Annotated in this window: 21 protein-coding genes; 13 read left to right on the forward strand and 8 right to left on the reverse strand. The window is 73.8% G+C overall.

Going from position 1 to position 19,017, the window contains the following annotated elements:
• The first annotated feature begins 280 nt into the window (after positions 1-280).
• Positions 281-2,368, forward strand: a complete 2,088-nt coding sequence (locus ACFCZ1_RS07300; RefSeq protein WP_376677404.1) for a SpoIIE family protein phosphatase — start codon at positions 281-283, stop codon at positions 2,366-2,368.
• A gap of 240 nt (positions 2,369-2,608) precedes the next feature.
• Here the strand turns inward: ACFCZ1_RS07300 and ACFCZ1_RS07305 are convergent, their stop codons facing one another.
• Positions 2,609-2,830 (reverse strand): hypothetical protein, encoded by a 222-nt coding sequence (locus tag ACFCZ1_RS07305; protein ID WP_376677405.1) that lies wholly within the window; start codon positions 2,828-2,830, stop codon positions 2,609-2,611.
• Between the two features lie 29 nt (positions 2,831-2,859).
• Positions 2,860-4,347: a cellulose binding domain-containing protein gene (locus ACFCZ1_RS07310; RefSeq protein ID WP_376677406.1), complete on the reverse strand. Its 1,488-nt coding sequence runs from the start codon at positions 4,345-4,347 to the stop codon at positions 2,860-2,862.
• Between the two features lie 170 nt (positions 4,348-4,517).
• Between ACFCZ1_RS07310 and ACFCZ1_RS07315 the strand changes: the two genes are divergently transcribed.
• The gene (locus tag ACFCZ1_RS07315; protein ID WP_376677407.1) at positions 4,518-4,883 is read left to right on the forward strand and encodes a hypothetical protein; all 366 of its coding nucleotides are present in this window, start codon (positions 4,518-4,520) and stop codon (positions 4,881-4,883) included.
• A gap of 19 nt (positions 4,884-4,902) precedes the next feature.
• On the opposite strand, the gene ACFCZ1_RS07320 is transcribed toward ACFCZ1_RS07315, so the two are convergent.
• Entirely contained in the window at positions 4,903-5,274 is a 372-nt protein-coding gene (locus tag ACFCZ1_RS07320; protein WP_376677408.1) for a VOC family protein, read from the reverse strand.
• Here ACFCZ1_RS07320 and ACFCZ1_RS07325 point away from each other — a divergent pair.
• Positions 5,273-5,422, forward strand: coding sequence for a hypothetical protein (locus tag ACFCZ1_RS07325; RefSeq protein ID WP_376677409.1), 150 nt, complete (start codon positions 5,273-5,275; stop codon positions 5,420-5,422). The genes ACFCZ1_RS07320 and ACFCZ1_RS07325 overlap by 2 nt on opposite strands.
• Positions 5,423-5,493: 71 nt before the next feature.
• Here ACFCZ1_RS07325 and ACFCZ1_RS07330 read toward each other — a convergent pair whose 3' ends face one another.
• On the reverse strand, positions 5,494-6,300 hold the full coding sequence (locus ACFCZ1_RS07330; RefSeq protein WP_376677410.1) for a LysR substrate-binding domain-containing protein: 807 nt from the start codon (positions 6,298-6,300) through the stop codon (positions 5,494-5,496).
• Positions 6,301-6,358: 58 nt separating this feature from the next.
• Here ACFCZ1_RS07330 and ACFCZ1_RS07335 point away from each other — a divergent pair, with 58 nt between their 5' ends.
• Positions 6,359-6,775 carry a DUF5997 family protein gene (locus tag ACFCZ1_RS07335; RefSeq protein ID WP_376677411.1) on the forward strand — a complete coding sequence of 139 codons (417 nt, stop codon included), beginning with the start codon at positions 6,359-6,361 and terminating at the stop codon, positions 6,773-6,775.
• A gap of 79 nt (positions 6,776-6,854) precedes the next feature.
• Here the strand turns inward: ACFCZ1_RS07335 and ACFCZ1_RS07340 are convergent, their stop codons facing one another.
• Positions 6,855-7,433, reverse strand: coding sequence for a YdeI family protein (locus ACFCZ1_RS07340; RefSeq protein WP_376677412.1), 579 nt, complete (start codon positions 7,431-7,433; stop codon positions 6,855-6,857).
• 121 nt (positions 7,434-7,554) lie between these two features.
• Between ACFCZ1_RS07340 and ACFCZ1_RS07345 the strand changes: the two genes are divergently transcribed.
• Positions 7,555-7,893 carry a response regulator transcription factor gene (locus ACFCZ1_RS07345; RefSeq protein ID WP_376677413.1) on the forward strand — a complete coding sequence of 113 codons (339 nt, stop codon included), beginning with the start codon at positions 7,555-7,557 and terminating at the stop codon, positions 7,891-7,893.
• A gap of 17 nt (positions 7,894-7,910) precedes the next feature.
• Here the strand turns inward: ACFCZ1_RS07345 and ACFCZ1_RS07350 are convergent, their stop codons facing one another.
• Complete coding sequence (locus ACFCZ1_RS07350) at positions 7,911-8,363, reverse strand: DoxX family protein (protein WP_376677414.1); 453 nt, start codon at positions 8,361-8,363, stop codon at positions 7,911-7,913.
• A gap of 585 nt (positions 8,364-8,948) precedes the next feature.
• Here ACFCZ1_RS07350 and ACFCZ1_RS07355 point away from each other — a divergent pair.
• The 5 genes from ACFCZ1_RS07355 (at position 8,949) to ACFCZ1_RS07375 (ending at position 13,868) form a co-directional block, all read left to right on the forward strand.
• Entirely contained in the window at positions 8,949-9,926 is a 978-nt protein-coding gene (locus tag ACFCZ1_RS07355) for a tellurite resistance/C4-dicarboxylate transporter family protein (RefSeq protein ID WP_376677415.1), read from the forward strand.
• Between the two features lie 118 nt (positions 9,927-10,044).
• Complete coding sequence (locus ACFCZ1_RS07360; protein WP_376677416.1) at positions 10,045-10,494, forward strand: VOC family protein; 450 nt, start codon at positions 10,045-10,047, stop codon at positions 10,492-10,494.
• Positions 10,491-11,174 (forward strand): epimerase, encoded by a 684-nt coding sequence (locus ACFCZ1_RS07365; protein WP_376677417.1) that lies wholly within the window; start codon positions 10,491-10,493, stop codon positions 11,172-11,174. The genes ACFCZ1_RS07360 and ACFCZ1_RS07365 overlap by 4 nt, the downstream gene beginning before the upstream one ends.
• 61 nt (positions 11,175-11,235) lie before the next feature.
• A complete protein-coding gene (locus ACFCZ1_RS07370) occupies positions 11,236-13,506 on the forward strand; it encodes an AAA family ATPase (RefSeq protein WP_376677418.1) in 2,271 nt (756 codons plus the stop codon).
• A gap of 11 nt (positions 13,507-13,517) precedes the next feature.
• Complete coding sequence (locus ACFCZ1_RS07375) at positions 13,518-13,868, forward strand: NTP pyrophosphohydrolase (RefSeq protein WP_376677419.1); 351 nt, start codon at positions 13,518-13,520, stop codon at positions 13,866-13,868.
• A 64-nt stretch (positions 13,869-13,932) separates the two neighbouring features.
• Here ACFCZ1_RS07375 and ACFCZ1_RS07380 read toward each other — a convergent pair whose 3' ends face one another.
• On the reverse strand, positions 13,933-14,418 hold the full coding sequence (locus ACFCZ1_RS07380) for an SH3 domain-containing protein (protein ID WP_376677420.1): 486 nt from the start codon (positions 14,416-14,418) through the stop codon (positions 13,933-13,935).
• A gap of 285 nt (positions 14,419-14,703) precedes the next feature.
• Between ACFCZ1_RS07380 and ACFCZ1_RS07385 the strand changes: the two genes are divergently transcribed.
• The 3 genes from ACFCZ1_RS07385 (at position 14,704) to ACFCZ1_RS07395 (ending at position 18,242) form a co-directional block, all read left to right on the forward strand.
• Complete coding sequence (locus ACFCZ1_RS07385) at positions 14,704-15,519, forward strand: hypothetical protein (protein WP_376677421.1); 816 nt, start codon at positions 14,704-14,706, stop codon at positions 15,517-15,519.
• Positions 15,519-17,738 (forward strand): bifunctional serine/threonine-protein kinase/ABC transporter substrate-binding protein, encoded by a 2,220-nt coding sequence (locus tag ACFCZ1_RS07390; protein ID WP_376677422.1) that lies wholly within the window; start codon positions 15,519-15,521, stop codon positions 17,736-17,738. Before ACFCZ1_RS07385 ends, ACFCZ1_RS07390 begins: the two co-directional genes overlap by 1 nt.
• Before the next feature lie 129 nt (positions 17,739-17,867).
• Positions 17,868-18,242, forward strand: a complete 375-nt coding sequence (locus tag ACFCZ1_RS07395) for a YbjQ family protein (protein ID WP_376677423.1) — start codon at positions 17,868-17,870, stop codon at positions 18,240-18,242.
• 185 nt (positions 18,243-18,427) lie between these two features.
• Here ACFCZ1_RS07395 and ACFCZ1_RS07400 read toward each other — a convergent pair whose 3' ends face one another.
• A complete protein-coding gene (locus ACFCZ1_RS07400; protein WP_376677424.1) occupies positions 18,428-18,886 on the reverse strand; it encodes an ASCH domain-containing protein in 459 nt (152 codons plus the stop codon).
• Positions 18,887-19,017: the final 131 nt, after the last annotated feature.

The following is a 19,017-nucleotide window of genomic DNA, read 5'->3' on the forward strand; positions in this document are numbered from 1 at the left end:
CTGGGTCCCGTCCTCCCCCGCTCTCGGGGGGGGGGGGGGGGGGGGGGCCCCGGCGCCGCCCGCGGGCGGGGGCCCCCCGCCCCCCCCGCCCGGAGGCGGTCCGACCCTACGGAAGATCGACAGCGCTGTTCGTGACCGGCGGAGTCGGCGCGGGGGCGGCGCGGGCCCCCGGTGCGTGCGCCGCAACGGCCGGCCGGGCGCCTCACCCCGACGGGAGGTCCGCCGGACGGGGAAGGGGCAGAATTGACGAGAAGCCGGGAAGCCCGAAAGGGGGCGTCTGGTGCCGACGGATCCGCTGGGGGGCGAGCGGTCTCCAGGCCTCCTGAGGTCGGAGCCGGGCACGCTGCTGGAGCACGTGGCGGTCGCGGTCTTCGGCCTCGACGACCAGGGCCGCGTCCGGTACTGGGGACCCGGCGCCGAAACGCTGTTCGGACACCCGCCGGAAGCCGTGCTGGCCGCTTCGGCCGACGTCCTGTTCCCCGCCCCGCCCGAGGGCGGCCCCAGCCCCGCCGCGCAGCTGGCGGAACGCGCCCGGACCCTGGGCTACTGGCGGGTCCGCATGCCCGCCGCGCACCGCGACGGCACCGTCTTCGACTGCGGCTTCCGGGTCTTCCCGGTCACCGGCCCCGGCGGCAGTTCGGTGGTCATGGGCCTGGCCAGCAGCGGCAAGGACCTCGACCGTGTCAAGACGAACCTGACCTTCCTCGACGCACTGTTCGAGACCTGCCCCATCGGCCTGGTCATGCTCGACGATCAGCTGCGGTACGTCCACCTCAACCAGGCGCTGGCCGACATGGACGGCATGCCCATCGCGGAACACCTCGGCCGGCGGATGACCGAGATCATGCTCACCTCCGACGAGGGCGAGTACGAGCGCACGCTGCGGAACGTCGCCGAGCAGGGCCCACCCGTGGTCGGGGTCCTGGTGGGCCTGCGCACGCCGGGCCGCCCCGACCGCGACCAGGTCCGGTCGGTGAGCCTCTTCCCGCTCAGCCGGGCCGGCGACACGCGCCCCGGCGTGGGTGGGCTGCTGGTGGACGTCACCGACCGTGAGCAGGCCATTCTGGAGGCGACGGCGGCCCGCCAGCGACTCGCCCTGCTGGACCGGGCCGGGGCCCGGATCGGCACCACCCTGGACCTGAACGTCACCGCGCGGGAACTGGTCGAGACCGTGGTCCCGGAATTCTGTGACGGCGCCGTCGTGGAACTCGTCGAGTGGATGGACGAGGCGGCGGACTTTGACCCCGGGCGGCCGCTGATCACCCGCCGCATCGCCGCCGGGACCAGCCTGCCCCCGCCCGCCGACGAACTCGTCGGCGGGCTGGAACGCGTCACCTACCCGCCGGGTTCCAGCATCCACGCCATGCTGAGCACCGGACGCCCGCTCTCGGTCCCCGTCAACGAGGAGTTCGTGACCAGGACCGTCGCCCACGAGGCGCGCGCCGAGCTGCTGCGGGACAGCGGGCTGGCGTGCATCCTGATCGCCCCGCTCGTCGCCAGGGGAACGGTCCAGGGCATCACCATGTTCGGCAGGTCCGCCGCCCGCCCCGCCTTCACCGACGAAGACCTCGCCCTGGCCTCGGAGCTGGCCTCCCGCGCCGCGCTGTGCCTGGACAACGCACGCCTCTACGGACGCGTCCAGAACATCGCGCTCACCCTCCAGCGGGCCCTGCTCCCCAGTGCCACGGGGGCCGGACCGTACGTGCGCGTGGCCCACCGGTACCTGCCGGCCGGCCATGTCACGGAGGTCGGCGGCGACTGGTACGACGTGATCAGCCTGCCCGGAGACCGGGTGGCCCTCGTCGTCGGCGACGTGATGGGCCACGGGGTGGCGGCGGCAGCGGCCATGGGCCGGCTGCGCATCACCGCGAAGGCGCTGGCCCGGCACCACACGGATCCCGGCGCGCTGCTCGCCGAACTCGACCATTGCGCCCATGAGGCCGGGATCGAGCTGGCCACCTGCCTCTACCTGCTCTACGACCCGGCGACCGGGCGTGCCCGGATGGCCAACGCGGGCCACCCGCCGCTCCTGGTCCGCCGCCCGGACGGCACGGTCGACACGGTGGCCGCCGCCGGGGCCGTGCCGCTGGGCGTGGGCGGTCTGCCGTTCCCGACGACGGAGCTGGACCTCCCGGAGGGAGCCACCCTCGCCCTGTACACGGACGGCCTCATCGAAGCCAGGGGCCGCGACATCGAAGTCGGCCTGGACGCCCTGCGCGACCAATTGCGCCGGGCCGAGGGCACGATGGAGGAGGCTGCCGACCGCATCCTCGCGAACCTGCTCCACGGCAACCCTGCCGATGACACGGTCCTGGTCCTGGCGCAGGTCAGTCGTGCGCCCGGCCGGCCGCGAGGGGCCGAGAGGTGAGTGGGGCCGTCCCGGCGCCGTACGGCATGGCCCGTACGGCATGGCCCGTGCGGCCCGTGCGGCCCGTGCGGCCCGTGCGGCCCGTGCGGCCCGTGCGGCCCGTGCGGCCCGTGCGGCCCGTGCGGCCCGTGCGGCCCGTACGGCCCGCACGGACGTGGACCTCGACGACCGGCTCGTGGCGCGCCGGTCCTGCCGCCGGGCGCCGTCGGTGTGGCGGACGGCGCCGCGCCCCGGGCCGCATCACAGGAGGAGCTCCTCGAACCAACCGTGGCCTCGTGCGACGTCGTGTGCGGGCGGCAGCGCGTCCTGGCCGCCGTGGCGGCGCTGCCGGCGCCGGCGCTCGTCGAGGACCGTCCCGCGCCGCGGATCGACGTGGCGCTCGCCCTTGCCGCGCGCGGGAGTGCTCGCGCAGCGGCCCGTCCGGCCCGTCCGGCCCGTTCGCAGGGAGCGGACCCGCCGCACGCGATGTGCGACGGGCCCGCCCTCCGCGGCTACTTGAACGCCGCGAACGCCTTCGTGAAGGCCAGCGGCTCCTGGAGGATGGAACTGCACGTGGCGTCGGCGTGGTTGACGGCCCCGCCCGCGCACTGCCGGTCCCGGGCCGAGGACCACATCGCCAGCCGGCCGATCCCCTTGGCCGCCGCGAAGTCCACGAGCTGCGAGGCGTCCGAGACGGTGAAGACCTCGGTCGCGACATCGTTGACGCCGATCATCGGCGTGACGGCCACCGCCTTCCAGGCCGCCGCGTCGGAGAGCCCGAGCACACCCTTGATCTGGGCCTGGGTGGCCGTCGCGGCCTGGATCGCGTACTGCCCCATGTCCCCGCTGTACGCGGGCCCGTAGTCCATCGCCATGATGTTGACGGCGTCGACCCGCACACCGTTGTTCCGGGCGTCGGCCAGCAGCGCCACCCCCGGCTGGGTCAGCCCCTCGGGCATCACGGGCAGGGTGAACGCCACGTCCAGCCCCGGGTGGGACTTCTGCAGGCGGGCGATGGCCTGGGCGCGGCGGGCGTTGGCCGCGGTGTCCGGCAGGGCCGCACCCTCGATGTCGAAGTCGACCTTGGTGAGCCGGTACTGGTCGACGACCTTTCCGTACGCGGCGGCCAGCTCGTCGACGGTGGCGCAGTTCAGCGCCAGTTCGTGCCCGGCGGCCCCGCCGAACGACACGCGGACATCGCCTCCCTTGGCCCGCAGCGCACCGATCTGGGCGGCGACCTTGTCGCTCGCGAGGTCCGTGACACCGCCCCACATCGGTGCGCAGCCGCCGCCGGAGGTGATGAAGGCGAGGTGGAACTCCTTCACGCCGGTCCTGGTCGCGGTGTCGACCAGGTCGTACGCGGGATACAGAGAGGTGTCCACGTACGGGGCGAAGCGCGCGCCGGGGGTGGCGGGGGAGGTCGCGGTGGGGGTGGGCGACGTGGTCCGGGTCGGGGTCGGGGTCGCGGTGGCGGTCGCCGTGGCGGTGGCCGTGGGCGCGGGGGTGGGCGCGGTCGTCGGCCGGACGGTGGGCCGCCCTGTCGGACCGGCCGTCGCACCCTGGTCCACCGAGCACTTCAGCCCGTTGATCCGGCAGCCGGTCGGGTCGCCCGGGGCGCCCGATCCGCTGGTCACGAAGCCGACGGTGACGGAGGCGCCCGCCGCCAGCTGCCGGTTCCAGCTCGCGGGCTTCACGGTGACGTGCTGCCCGTCGACCGTGTGGACGCCGTTCCACAGGGACTCGACCTTCACGCCGGCCGGCAGGTCGAACTGGAGCGTCCAGTCCGACTGGGCCTGCCCGGTGCTGTTGGTGATGACGTACTGGCCGGTGTAACCGCCGCTCCAGGAACTGGACTTCGTGTAGACCGCTCCGACGGAGCTCGCCTGCGCGGTGCCGGTCACCGCGAAGGCCGCGCCACCGATCACCGCCGCCGCCACGATCGCGCCCGTGACCTTCGCCGCCCGGCTCGTCGTGCGCCGGTGCCCACCTGTCCTGCTCATCGCGTGCCTGCCTCTGTGTTACTGGGGAGTTGGGAGGATGAGGCAGCACGCTAGCCGCCCCGAAGCGGACATTCGTTCGTTTCGGGGCGCCGTCCACGAACCTTAGGTTCCACTTAAGGCAGAGGAAAGAAGGGCCTCAGGAAGCGGGCTCGCCGGGCTACGCTCCGCAGATGGAGCGTGCAGAGGTTCTCAAGCGAGTCATCGGGATTCTCACGGAGGCCCAGGAGATCCGCCGGGCGGCGGAAGCCGGTGAGGACGACGAGGTTCCCGAGCGCGAAGCGGGGGTCGTCACCCAGCTGCTGAACGAGATGCTGCCCTCCATCAGCGTCCCGGCGGAATCCTCCCCCCAGCAAGTGGCCCGGCTCGTCGCGCAGGCGCTCGGTCCCGCCCTGCAGACCATGGTCGCCGGATTCAGCCTCGCCTTCACCAGCCTCGCCATTGCGCACGACGGCGGCCGGACGGACCTCTCCGCGATCGACGTCCTGCAGCAACTCGCACTCGAAGTGGAGGCAGGGGTCTACGACGGGGACGACTGAAGGGCCGTCCGGCGGGGGTTCAGCCGTGGCTGGTGTCGATGACGCAGAAGCGGTTGCCCTCGGGGTCGGACAGGACCACGAAGTCCGGGTCCGGCGGGTAGGAGTCCCAGTCGACGTGCCGGGCCCCCAGGGATACCAAGCGCGCGACCTCCGCCTCCTGCTCCGCCGCGTCCGCCGCGTACAGGTCGAGGTGGACGCGGGGACGGTCCTGTACGGGCGAGGTGCTGCGGCCGAGGGCCAGGCCGGGGCCCCGGCCGTCGGCGGGGACCAGGACGGTCCAGCCGGGGTCGACCTCGCCGTCCCGGGGGACGTATCCGAGCGCCCGCGCCCAGAATTGCGCCGCCCGCCGGACATCCGTGGCGCCCATGACGATCGTTCCGATGCTCAGCATGAGCATATTGTGCGGGCCGGGGCCGGTGCGCGTCGTCGGCGAGCGTGCGGCCGGCCGCATGGGCGGGCAGATCCTCGCGCGGCCGGTCCAGCCGGTCCAGCCGGCACGGGGGGTGCGGGCCCGGCCCGGCGGCCGCGCGCTTCGGTGAGCGGTCAGATCACGCCGGTCCTGCCGCGTGGCGCCCCGGCCCGCGAAGGCCCCGCGGCCTGCCCGCCCCGGCTACGACCGGCGGCGGGGCTTGCCGCCCTTGCCGCCCTTGGGGCCGCCCGACCCGCCGCGGGCGCTCTTGCCGGCGGGCTTTCCGGATGCGGTCTTGCGCTGCGCGCCGCCGCTCCCGCCCGCGTCCGGACGCTTCGCCTTCGCCTTGGCCTTCGCCTTCGCCTTGGCGGTCGCCTTGGGCTGCTCCGAGGGCGCCGGGCGGCCCCGGGTGCTGTTGACGGTCCGCCCGCGGACGATCCCGATGAACTGCTCCACCAGGTCCGTGGTCTCGTCCTGCGGCCACGACAGCGCGACGCGCGATTCGGGAGCGTCCGAAACCGGCCGGTACGTGAGGTCCTTGCGGTGGTGCAGGCGCGCGAGCGACTGCGGGACGACGAGCACGCCCACCCCCGCGGCCACCAGCTCGATGGCGTCCGCCGTCGTCGCGGGGCGCTCGATCGCCGGCTGTCCCGGCAGCCGCTCCCAGTCGAGGGTGTCGTCGAGCGGGTGCAGCACGATCTCCTCGGCAAGATCCGCCGTGGACACCTCTTCGGCCGACGCCACGAGGTGGTCCTTGGGGATCACGACCACGGTGGTCTCGGTGTAGAGGGGGATCGCGCTGAGGTCCGCGCGGTCCACCGGCAGCCGTACGAAACCGGCGTCGGCGCCGCCGTCGCGCAGCACGCCGAAAGCCTCGGTGGGGGACACCGCGACGAGGGTCAGCGGGACGTCGGGCAGTCGCTCATTCCAGATCCGGATCCACTTGGTGGGTGTCACCCCGGGGACGTAAGCGAGCCGGAACGAATGGGGTACTTCCGAGCCTGTCACCCCGCCAGGTTACCGGTCGTGGTCGGAGGTAGCGCACACGATCGATACTCTTGACACCATGACGTCGCACCAGAGCACCCAGACGATGAAGCCCGCAACCGCGGCGAAGAAGCTGGGCGTGTACCTCGAGGCCACCCCCGCCGAGTTCCAGGAGGGTGTCGTCTCGCGCAGTGAATTGAGTGCGCTGCAGGCCGACCCGCCCCAGTGGCTGCAGGAACTGCGGCGCAACGGCCCGCACCCCCGCCCCGTGGTCGCGGCGAAGCTCGGCGTGTCCATCGCCGGCCTCGCCCGCGGCGGAGTCACGGAGCCGCTCACCACCGAGCAGATCGAAGCGCTGAAGCAGGAGTCCCCCGAGTGGCTGCAGCGGGAGCGCGCCACTCAGGCCGAGGTCCGCAAGGAAGCGGTGCGGATCAAGGAGAAGAACGCGGAGAAGAACGCGGAGAAGGCCGCGAAGGACGCGGAGCGTGCCGAGTAGGACCGCGGTCCGCGTTCCTGAGGTCCGACCGGTTCCGGTGATCAGGCCCGGCTCCCCCTCGGGGAGCCGGGCCTGATCGTCATCCCGGCCGGCCGCCCGTCGCCAGCAGCTGCACGGCCTTCTCCAGCCTGGCCCGCCTCGTCTGCGGGGTCGGTGCCTGGAGCAGCGGCAGGGCCACCAGGTAGCGCCCGGTCCTGTCGAGGGCCTCGAACGCCTCCCTGGCCGCAGGGCTCGCGTCGAGCGCCGCCGCGAGGTCGGGCGGGACCGTCGCCGTCCTCTGCGACTCGTAGGCCCGCGCCCACCGACCGTCCTCCTGCGCCTTGCGTACCTCGGCCAGTCCCGGTTCGCGCATCCGCCCCGCGGCCGTCAGCATCGCGACCTTCTCCACGTTCACCTGCGACCACATGCTCCTGGGCCGGCGCGGTACGTACTTCTGCAGGTAGTGGGTCTCGTCGAGGGAGCGCCGCTGCCCGGAGATCCAGCCGTAGCAGAGGCCGATGTCGACGACCTCGTCATCGCCGACGGACGGGATGCCGGACTTCTTCTTGGCCATCTTGATCCACACGCCTTCGTGGCGCGTGTGGTGCTCGGCCAGCCAGCCCTCGAACGCCGCGCCGTCCGCGAAGGCGACGATCTCCACTCCGTCGAGTTCATCCATGCGGCTCAGGCTATCGGCTGCCCTTCGTCACCCGGGAAGCCCGGGAAACCGGGGAAACCGGGGAAACCGGGGAGAGGCGCGGTGAGTTCGCGCAGGACCTCCTCCGGTGAGGGGGGTTGGGGTGTCGAGTTCGAGGATCACGATCCGATCGCGGACGTCGTCCGGGGCACCGGCACCCGCACCCGCACCGGCCTCGGCACCGGCCCGGGGCCCCGCGGCGGCGAAAGGCGGTTTCCGGCCGGTCGCGGGCATCACCGAGCGCGAGCGGGAGGTCCTCACGCTGGTGGGGCGGGGCCGGTCGAACGCGGACAGAGCCGAAGAGCTGTTCCTCTCCGTGGCCACGGCCACGGGCACGGCCACATCGCACGTGGCGCGCCTGTTCAGCACGCTCGGCGCGCGGGACCGGGTCCATCTCGTGACCACCGCCTACGGGACGGGCCTGCTCGCACCGCCGCCCTGAAGCGTTTCCACAGGCATTCAGGCGGCCACGGCCTCCTGGCTGCGGTCGCCGTCGGACCGGCGGCCGCAGGCGCGGGAGGCGAGCAGGGAGTCCACGGCGAAGGCGCCCGGGCCGGTGAACACCAGCAGGAGGAAGGCCCAGCAGAACATCGCCGAGGCCTCGCCGCCGTTCTGCAACGGCCACAGGGCGCCCGGCTGGTGGACGGTGAAGTACGCGTACGCCATCGAGCCGGAGGCGACGAAGGCGGCGGCCCTGGTGCCGAGGCCCAGCAGGATCAGGGCGCCGGCCACCAGCTGGATGGCGGCGGCGTACCAGCCGGGCCAGGTGCCGACGGCGACCGTGCCGCCGCCGCGCGCGCCGCCGAGGACACCGAAGAGCGAAGCGGCGCCGTGCGAGGCGAACAGCAGTCCCGTGACCATGCGGAACAGGGCGACGGCGTACGGCTGGTTCCTCGCGAGATGTGCGTTCATGCGGGGCTCCTTCGGTTGGGGCGGGGCCCGAAGTAGTGCCGGGGTGTGGGACGAGAGGTACGGGTGCGGACGTGCGCGACGGATGCGGACGTGCGGGAGTGGGTGCGCCCACACGGGCGAGCCAGAGGTCAGGTAGTTCTGACCGCTCTGGAGAAATCGAGTTCCGGCCACCGGCCGAGCCGTGGCGACGCTACCCCGGTGCCGGAACGCGGTGCCGACGGCGCGCGGAGAAAACCCGCCGGTCCGTTCCCCTGTGACGGACCGGCAGGCCCCCGTCTCACCCCGAGCCTAGGACCGGGCCGCGGTCGCGCATGTGCATCGCGTGCAGAGTCCGTTGATCTTGCGCGCAGATGGTTTGGGCGACGCCGCGGCCGTCCGGCCCCCAATCCCCTTCGGAAGGGGTCGAGGTGGCGGAGCGTGAGACGCGAGGGCCACCAGGACGGTTCCCGACCTCGCGCCCCTCCCGTCGCCCCTCCCGCCCCCGTCCCCTCGTGTCCCTCGCGTCCCCGCTCCCGTCCCCCTTCCGGGACGCGCCCTCAGGCGTGTCGGCTGGCGGGGCGCGGACCAGTGGGGTCCGCTGGGCACGTGAGCGTTCTTCCTGGTCGCGGCTGGTGGGCCGGACTCCCGCCGGCGGCGGGAGCCGCCGTCATGGCCGCCGGCATCCTCTCCGTCGGCCTGCACCTCACCGGGCACGAGGTGGTCTCGCTGGTGGCGCTGGTCATCGCTGCGGCGCTGTGGCTGGTACTCGCCGCCGACTTCGCGTCCCGGCTGCTCGGGGACCGCGGGCGGTTCCGGGCCGAGGCCGACACCCCGGCCGCGCTGACCGCCGTCGCCGCCACCGCGGTACTCGGAACCCGGATCTCGCTCCTCGGCTGGCAGAGCGCGGCCGCCGCCTTGCTGGTCCTGGCCGCCGTGATCTGGCCGGGGCTCCTGCTGCACGTCGTACGGCACTGGCGGCGGCGTCTGCCGGGGACGGCGTTCCTCGGCTGCGTCGCCACCCAGGGGCTCGCCGTGCTCGCCGCCGTCCTCGCCGCTCCCGGCCCTCACGACTGGCTGGCCCGGGCGGCGCTGGCCGCCTTCTGCCTCGGACTGCTGCTCTACGCGGCGGTCCTGGTCCGGTTCGACCTCCACGAGATCGTGGGCGGCGCGGGCGACCACTGGGTGGCGGGCGGCGCGCTCTCCATCTGCGCCCTGGCCGGCTCCTGGCTCACGGCGTCAACCGTATGGACCGGCGGGGCGCACACCGCCCTGCTCACCGTCACGCTGGTGACGCTCGGCCTCTCCCTCGTCTGGTACGCCGTCCTGCTCGGCGCCGAACTGCGCCACCCCCGGCCGCGCTACGACATCCGGCGCTGGGCCACCGTCTTCCCGCTCGGCATGACGGCCACCGCCTGCCTCTCCGCGGCGGACCCGGCCGGCGTCCCCTGGCTGCGCCCGCTCGGCGAGGTGCTGCTCTGGATCGCCGTCGGCGCCTGGCTGCTGACCTTGGTCGCGTTCCTCGCCTCCCACCGGGCCGCGCGCCGTGCGAGACGGCACGGCCCACCGGGAGTGACGACCGGATGACCCGCCCCCCGCCCCCGCTCCCTGCCCCGGCCCGGGCGGCGGCGGGAACCGCGCCCCGCGCGGGGCCGTGCCTGCTCCTCCTGTGGCGGCGCCCGTGCCCGCTCAGTAGGGTCCCGGCATGGCATACACGTTCCAGGTGACCATCGATTGCCCCGACCCGCACCCCCTCGCCGACTGGTGGGCCGACGCCCTCGGCTGGGAGGTGGAGCCGAGCGACGAGGGCTTCATCCGCGGCCTGATCGCCGCGGGCCACGCGAGCGAGGCCGACACCACCACCCACAACGGCACCCTCGTGTGGAAGGCCGGCGCCGCCATCCGCCACCCGGAAGGCCTGGAACGCGCCCCCCGGATCCTGTTCCAGCTGGTCCCCGAGCCCAAGACGGTCAAGAACCGCGTCCACCTCGACGTCCGCATCGGCTCCGACGACCCCAAGACCGTCGTCGACCGGCTGCTCGCCAAGGGCGCGACCTTCCTCCACGACGGCCAGGTGGGCCCCTCGGCATGGACCACCCTCGCCGACCCGCAGGGCAACGAGCTGTGCATCACCCACCAGGCGGACTTCGGGTGAACGTCATCCTCTTCGGCGCCACCGGAATGATCGGCCGGGGCGTGCTCCGGGAATGCCTGCGCGACGACTCCGTCACCAGCGTCCTCGCCGTCGGCCGCACCCCGCTCGGCGTCACGCACCCCAAGCTCCGCGAGCGCGTCCGGAGCGACCCCTCCGACCTCTCGGCTCCGGACTTCGACCCGGCTGCGTACGACGCCTGCTTCTTCTGCCTCGGCGTCTCCTCCGTCGGCATGAAGGAGGAGGAGTACCGGCGCGTCACCTACGACCTGACGCTCGCGGTGGCCCGCCCCCTCGCCGCCGCCAACCCCGGCCTGACCTTCGTCTACGTGTCCGGCGAGGGCACGGACAGCACCGAGCGGGGCCGTTCCATGTGGGCCCGGGTGAAGGGCAGGACCGAGAACGCCCTGCTCGAACTGCCCTTCCGGGCCTACATGTTCCGCCCCGGAATCGTCCAGCCGGTGCGCGGGATCCCTTCCAGGACCCGGCTCTACCGGACCCTGTACGCCGTCACCGCACCGTTCATCCCGCTGCTGCGCCGGATCGCGCCGGACCTCGTCATCACCACCGAGACACTGGGCCGCGCCATGATCGCCGTCGCCACACCCGGCACCGAGGTCCCCGGCCACGTCCTGCGCCCGAAGGACATCAACCGCCTGGGCACGGCTCGCGACCAGGCGTAATCGAGTACCGGGCAGCCCCTTCCTCAGGCGAGAATGCAGCATCTCGAACTGGGAGGACCCCATGAGCCAGGACCACCTGACTCTGCATGACCTGCTGCCCGCTCAGGCGCTGGCGGACTCGATCGACGCCGGGTACGTGACCCGCAAGTCGCACCCCGAACTGCCGCTGTCCATCTACACGTACACGAGGACGGCCCAGTACGAGCGCGTCTGGAACCAGGTCACCACGCGCTGCCGCGGACTCGTCGCCGACGACACCACCGGCGCGATCGTCGCGCTGCCGCTGCCGAAGTTCTTCAACGTGGGCGAGCACGAGTCGGGTCAGTCCTACGCCCCCGGTCTCCCGGACGAGCCGTTCGAGGTGTACGACAAGGTCGACGGCAGCCTCGCCGTCGTCTTCCACTACGCGGACCGCTGGCGGGTCGCCTCCAAGGGCTCCTTCATCAGCGCCCAGGCCACCTGGGCCCAGCGCCTCCTCGACAACCGGGACACTGCGGCCCTGCGCCCGGGCACCACGTACCTCGCCGAGATCCTCTACCCGCAGAACCGGATCGTCGTCGACTACGGCGACCGCCGGGACCTCGTCCTGCTCGCCGCGTTCGGTGCGGACGGCACCGAGGTCCCGCTCGCCGAGGCCGCGCCCCACTGGGAGGGCATCGGCTCCGTCGTCACCGTCTGGCCGGCCATGCCCCTCGACGAGCTGATCGCGCTGACCGAATCCAACACCCTGCCCGGCGGCGCCAGGGCCAGCGGCCTCGACGCGGAGGGCTTCGTACTGCGTTTCGCCTCGGGGGTGCGCGCCAAGGCGAAGCTGTCCGAGTACGTACGCCTGCACAAGGTGCTTACCGGTGTCACCGAACGGGACATCTGGCGCAGCCACGGCATCCAGCGGTTCGCCGCACTGCCCGCCAAGCAGCTCGCCCAGGGCCTGAAGTGCACGGTCGCCGACATCGGGGCCTCGGGCGGCAAGCCGCTGGACGCATTGCTGGAGCAGGTGCCCGACGAATTCGACACCTGGGTGCGCGAGGTCATCGCCCGCCTGGAGGACGCGGCGGCCCGCCACGAGCGTGCCGTCGACGAGGCCTACGCGGGTCTCGCGCACCTGGCCGCCGACCGGGGCGCCTTCGCGCGCGCCGTCAAGGAGCTGGGCGACCGGGGCGTCCGCGCCGCGATGTTCATGCGGCTCGACGGCCGTTCGACCGAGCTCACGACGTGGCGGCACGTGCGGCCCGAGACGGGCGACCCGTACGTCACCGACGAGGAGAACACGGCCGTGTCCGAAGCAGTGCCCGACAGCGCGCCCGCCGAGGCGCGTCGCGCACCCGCGCGCGAGGCCGCTCCGCGCGTGCCCGTGCCGTCCGCGGGCCGGCCCGCGGACGACGACCGGCCGGAAGCCGCGCTGCCGGTCGTGCACGTCATGACGGGTCTGCCGGCCTCCGGCAAGACGACCGCGGCGCGCGCCCTCCAGGCGCAGTCCGGCGGCCGGATGCGCCGCGTCAACCTGGACGACCTGCGGAGCATGCTCGACCTGCCGGACCCCGGGCGGGGCCGCTCCTGGGAACACGAGCAGACCGTGCTGGCCGTGCAGGACGCAGCGGTCCGGGCGGCCGTCGACGGCGGATTCGACGTGGTCGTCGACAACACCCACCTGACCAAGCACATCCCCAAGCGCCTCAAGGCGGCGGTCGGCGGACTCGCCACGTTCGTCGTGCACGACTTCACCGACGTTCCGCTGGAGGAGTGCCTGCGCCGGGACGCCGCCCGGGAGAACCAGGTCGGCGAGGAGATCATCCGCGTCCTGGCCGACAAGCACCACAAGGCCCGCAAGGGCGGCTGGCGGCTGACGGCGGAGTGGCTGAACGGCACGTCCGGCGGGACGGCCGTGCCGCCGGTACGGGAGTACGTCGCCGACCCGGCGCTGCCCGCCGCGGTCATGTGCGACATCGACGGCACGCTCGCCCTGACCGGCGACCGCGGGCCGTACGACTTCTCGCGCTGCGAGCTCGACCTGCTCAACGAGCCGGTCCGGCACGCGCTGGACGCCTTCCGGCGGGCCGACGGCGACGTGATCGTGCTGCTGTCGGGGCGGAGCGAGGAGCACCGCACGCAGACGGAGTCCTGGCTGCGGCGTCACCAGGTCCCTTACGACGAGCTGTGGATGCGCGCGGCGGGCGACACGCGCCGCGACGACGTGGTGAAGGCGGAGCTCTTCGACGCTCACGTGCGCCACCGGTACGCGGTACGGGTCTCGCTCGACGACCGGGACCGGGTGGTCGCGGTCTGGCGCCGGATGGGCCTGCCCACCTGGCAGGTCAACTACGGCGACTTCTAGGGCGGGCCGTCGTGACGGGCGTGCTGATCGTCGATGCCGCGAACGTCGTCGGCTCGGTACCGGACGGCTGGTGGCGGGACCGGCGGGGCGCGGCGGAGCGGCTGCGTGACCGGCTGGCGGCGTGGGGCGGGGACGAGGAGATCATCCTCGTCGTGGAAGGCGCCGCCCGGGGCGTCGAGTCCGTGCCCGGCGTACGGGTGGACCCGGCGCCCGGGAGCGGTGACGACCGGATCGTGGAGCTGGCCGCGGCCCACGCGAGCCGCGACTGCGTCGTGGTCACGGCCGACCGCGAACTGCGCGAACGGGTCCGGGCGTACGGCGTGCGGTGCGTGGGTCCGCGTGCCGTACGCCCGGACCGCTGACCTCGTCACGGCCGGCCCCGGGCCGTCACGTGGGCCGTGGCGTGGGGCCCTGACGTGGGCGGGGTCAGCGGCAGTGGTGCACCGTGGTGAGGTTCTTGACGTAACGGGCCGCGACCCAGCGCTCCTGGCCGTAGGCCTTGTCGCCCTGCCCGCGGCCGCCCGTGCCGCCGTTCTGCCAGTCGCCGCCGTTCTGCCAGTTGCCGTTCCCGCCCGTGCCGTTCTCTCCCGTGCCGTTCTCCTCGTGCAGGCGGTACCAGATGCGGTTGCCGTCGACCGACTGGCCGTAATCCTTGCACTCGATCTCGACCCTGCGGTTCGGCTGAAGCTGCCCGACGACCCGCGAGCGCGTGGTCGGCTCGCTGCGGACCTTCAGCGGGCCCTTCGAGACGACCCTGCCGATCGCGTACCGGCCGTCGGCGGCGGCCGGGGCCGGCTGCGACGCGACGGCGGTCGTCGGGGCACCGTCGGCGACCGCGCCCCCGGCCCCGACCAGGCCGAGCACCAGGCTTCCGGCGGCGAGGGCGAGGATGGTCCTGGGGGGCTTCAGCATGAGCCGGCTCCTCTACGAAGACGTCCGCCCGGCCGCGGCGCGCGGCGCGGGACGGCAACCAGGCGGTTGCACCGCCGACTATGGCGAGGGCGGGGCCGGTCCGGGCCGTCGGCGCACCGGCGTATAGCCCGATATGCCCAATCCGCGCGCCTCTGTTCATGTTCGGGCCGCCGGGTTTCCGTACTCATGACCTCCGGGCCCGGTGCGGCTACCGTGAGGGGCACGTGGGGGTTTGACGAAGGCTCAGGGGGCGGCATGCGGCGCGGGCGGGCGACGGCAGGGGCGTTGAGCGGGGCACTGGGCGCGATGCTGGCCCTGGGCGGATGCGGGTCGGGAGGGGATACCGGGACGAAGGCGAAGCCCGGACCGTCGGGTTCGGGTTCGGTCTCGGTGTCGGCTTCGTCCGCGGCCAGCGGTCCGGCCGCCCCGTCACCCGCCGTCTCCACCGCGCCCGGCACCCTGCCGACGGCGTACACCTTCACCCCCGACCCGGCCCGCGTCCCGCACACCCCGGAACAGGCGCAGCGCCTGACCCGGGCCGCCGCCCTGGACCCGGACTCCTGGTCGGCGGGCATGGTGGCGCACGATCCGTACGAGAGCGCGGCCGACTGGCCGGTGCTTTCGGCGGACTGCGCCTGGTCGCGTGCCGGGCTGCCCGACGGAGTACTGGACAGCTACACCCGGAGGATGGACGTCCCGGCCAAGGACGGCAAGGGGCGGTTGCTCGGCTCGGTCACCCTCACCGTGCACCGGGACGCGGCGGCCGCGGACCGCGACATGCAGGAGACGGTGCAGCAGAGCTTCCGCTGCCCGGACCAGGACCTGGGCGGCGGCCAGTCCCTCCAGGGCCTGCTGTCGATGCACCAGCCCAAGGAGTCGGTCCTCAACGCCGACGCCTCGATGTTCGAGTCGGGGAAGTTCGTCCCGCCCGAATCCGGCGGTCCGCAGGGCTACGTGTCGACCAAGTCCCGGATCGGCACCGTGGTCATGGGCCTTTCCGTGAAGGGCGCCCAGGGGTACGAGACCAAGGACCTGCTGAGGGTGGCCGCCGAGGGCGCGGCCAAGGCGCTGTACCGCGTCGAACTGGAGCTGAAGAGCTGATGCAGCCGCTGCACGCCACCGATCCCGCGCGGATCGGCGGCTACCGCGTTCTCGGCCGGCTCGGTGCGGGCGGCATGGGGGTCGTCCTGCTCGGCCGGTCCGCCGGCGGGGCACTGGCCGCCGTGAAACTCGTCCGGGCCGAGTACGCCGACGACCCCGACTTCCGGGTGCGCTTCCGGCGGGAGGTGGCCGTGGCCCGCCGGGTCCGCAGCCGCTGGGCCGTCCCGGTCGTGGACGCCGACACGGAGGCCCCCGCGCCGTGGCTGGCGACCGAGTTCGTGCCGGGTCCGCCGCTGAGCGACGCCGTGGCGCGGGCCGGCGGACTCCCGGCGTCCAGCGTCCGTTTCCTCGGGTCGCGGCTGGCGGAGGCGCTGGACGCCGTGCACGAGGCCGGGCTGGTCCACCGCGACGTGAAGCCCGCGAACGTCCTGCTCGCCACGGACGGGCCCCGGCTGATCGACTTCGGGATCGCGCGGGCCCTGGACGACACCGTGCTCACCGCCACCGACGTCGTGATCGGCTCGCCCGGATTCCTCTCGCCGGAGCAGGCCCAGGGCGGTCACGTCGGACCGCCGAGCGACGTCTTCTCGCTGGGGTGCGTGCTCGCGTACGCGGCAACGGGGCGGCGTCCGTTCGGCACCGGCCCGGCCGAGGCCATGCTGTTCCGTACCGTGCACGACGCCGCCGACACCTTTGGGATCCCGGACGGGCTGCTGCCCCCGGTCGCCGCCTGCCTGGCCAAGGCGCCGGGTGACCGCCCCACGGCCGCGCAGCTGCGCGACGCCCTCGCCGAGGACACCCCCGGCCCCTGGCTGCCCGGCGGACTGCTCCAGCTGATCGCCGAACGCTCCGCGCGGATGCTCCAGTTGCCCGACATCGAACCGACACGGCCGACGGCGGGGACGGCGGGGACGGCGGGGACGGCGGGGACGGCGGGGACGGCGGCGCACGCGCCCGGAGTTCCGGCGGACGCCCCTCCCGCCGCGGCATCCGTACCCGTACCCGTACCCGTCTCCCTGCCCGCGCCCACCCGGCCGCGCCGTCGGACCGTGCTTGCCGCGGGCGGCGCCCTCACCCTCCTCACGGGCGGCGGAGGGTCGGCCGCCTGGCTGCTGCGGGACAAGGATTCCGCACCGGACGAGAAGGGTTCCGGCCCGGTCCGCCCCGTCCTGGCCATCGGCCTCCAGGCCGACCTGAGCGGCCCCGGCCAGACCGTGGGCAGGGCCCAGCGCGACGGCGCCCTGCTGGCCGTGGAGGAACTCACGTCCCGCGAGGACCTGCCCTTCGCCTTCCGGCTCGCCGAGTCCGACGACCGGGGAGCGGCCGGCCCCGCCGCCGCGGCGGCCGCCGCGTTCACCGCCGACACCTCCGTCGTCGCCGTCCTCGCGGCCACCGGTCCGGCGGCCGTCGCGGCCGTCCTCGCCCGCTACGACCAGGCCGGTCTGCCCGTGCTGACCGTCAACGACGGCGACACCACCCACCTGAACCGCGTCTACACCTGCCTGCGCCCCAACGACGCCTACCAGATGCGGCCCGTCGTCGAATACCTGACAGGGCGCCGACGCGGTACCACCCTGGTCGTGGACGACGGCACCCCGTACGGCTGGCAGACCACCCGCTTCCTCAGCGAGGCGCTGCGCGCGGGCAAGAGCCCGATGACCCCCGCCACGGTGGCCCCGGACGCCGACCACACGGACCTCGCGCGCGAAGCCGTACGGTCCGCCGCGGGCGCCGTGCTCTACGGAGGCGGCCCCTCCGGCGCGGCCCGCCTCGCCGTGGCCCTGGCCGCGGCCGGCTACCGGGGCCGGGCCCTCGCCACCCAGGCCGTCCACGACCCCCGCTTCCTCCAGGAGGCGGGCGCGGCCGCCGAGGGCTGGCTGCTGGTCTCCACCGCGGTCGACCCCGCCGCGGCCCCCGCGGCCCGCGCCTTCGACACGGCCTTCCGCGCCCGGCACCGGGCCCCCGCCCCGCCCTACGCGGCCGAGGCCTACGACGCCGTCCACCTCCTGGCCCGGTGCGCACAGGGCCTGGGCCGCGCCCAGGTCGGCCGCGGCGACCTCGTTCCCACCTTGCGCGGGACCACGTACGAGGGCGTCTCCAAGACGTACGCCTTCGAGCAGGCCAACGGCACCTACACGGGGGACGGCCTCTTCTTCTACGAGGTCGCCTCGGGCCGCTTCCGGTTCCTCGGCAACCGCTCCACCGCGTGGCCGGTCTGATCCCGGCCGGTGAACCGGCGGAGGCGAATCTGCGGGCGGGGGCCCGCGAGTTCGGTCCGGCCGCCCGAATGCCCCGACACCGCCCGCCTCCGGATGCGGGTGGCGGCGGCCCGGGCGAGAGTGGGGGCCATGGGTATCGAAGACTACGGCGGCGGCCCCGGCGCCCAGCAGACCGGCGTCCTCGTCGTGACGACCAACGACGTTCCCGGCTTCCGGGTGGAGCAGGTGATCGGCGAGGTCTTCGGCCTCACCGTGCGCTCCCGGCACCTGGGCAGCCAGATCGGCGCGGGCCTGAAGTCGATGATCGGCGGAGAGCTCAAGGGCCTCACCAAGACCCTGGTGGAGACCCGCAACCAGGCCATGGACCGCCTCATCGAACAGGCGAAGGCGCGGGGCGCGAACGCCGTCCTGATGATGCGCTTCGACGTGACCGACGCTGCCGACGTCGGGACCGAGGTGTGCGCGTACGGAACCGCGGTCGTCCTCGTACCCGCCTCCGCCTGATCCACGGGCCCGCCCCGGCCCCGGGCGCTGCGGGTGACGGCCGCCGACTCCTGCCGTCGGCGATCAGCCCCGGGGGCGGGGAGGAAACGCCTTCCCGGACACCACCGCCCGGCAGGACGTCCCCCTTCACGGCCCGCACCGCGCGCCACGTCGGATTCAAGGCCACGAGCGAGCGAGGAGACCGGTCAATCGGCGAGGCGAAGGTCGGTGATCAGGCGGAAGCGTTGCAGAACCACCGGCGTCGCGTCGTCCACGGTGAACCGGGGGTCCTCCAACGCCGCACGCATCTCCTCGCTGTGCCAGAACCGCTCGTGGCCCGCCCGCCATCCGGCCACGCTGGTGTCCCCCTCCCCCTCGTCCACGACGTGGGGGAGGTCCACCTGAGCGAGCGGGACCACGCGCACGCCGGTCACCTCGATGACCGCGACCGGACGGTCGTCCGAGTCGACGACCACCGAACGGCTCCCTGCTTCCGGCAGGGGGTCCCCCTCGTGCTCGTAGTCGACGAGGAGCGCTGTCGTCGAGGTCTTGGAACCGTCGAGGATCGCCGCGACGAGCCGGTCGCGCAGTGGACCGGGGAAGGCGAACTGCGTCCTGGGCAGCGAGGCGATGTCCGCGGATGATGAGGCAGAGTCAGATGTCATGCGATCACGGTAACGACTCGTAACGACCCGTAACGACCCGTTGCGGTCAAGCCGGCAGGAGCGGGAAGTGACGTGACGGCGGCCGCGTCGGCTGTTGCGGCCGAGGGGGCCGCGCGGGCCGGTGCCAACCC

The sequence above is a fragment of the Streptomyces sp. NPDC056224 genome (assembly GCF_042267665.1).
Classification (GTDB): domain Bacteria; phylum Actinomycetota; class Actinomycetes; order Streptomycetales; family Streptomycetaceae; genus Streptomyces.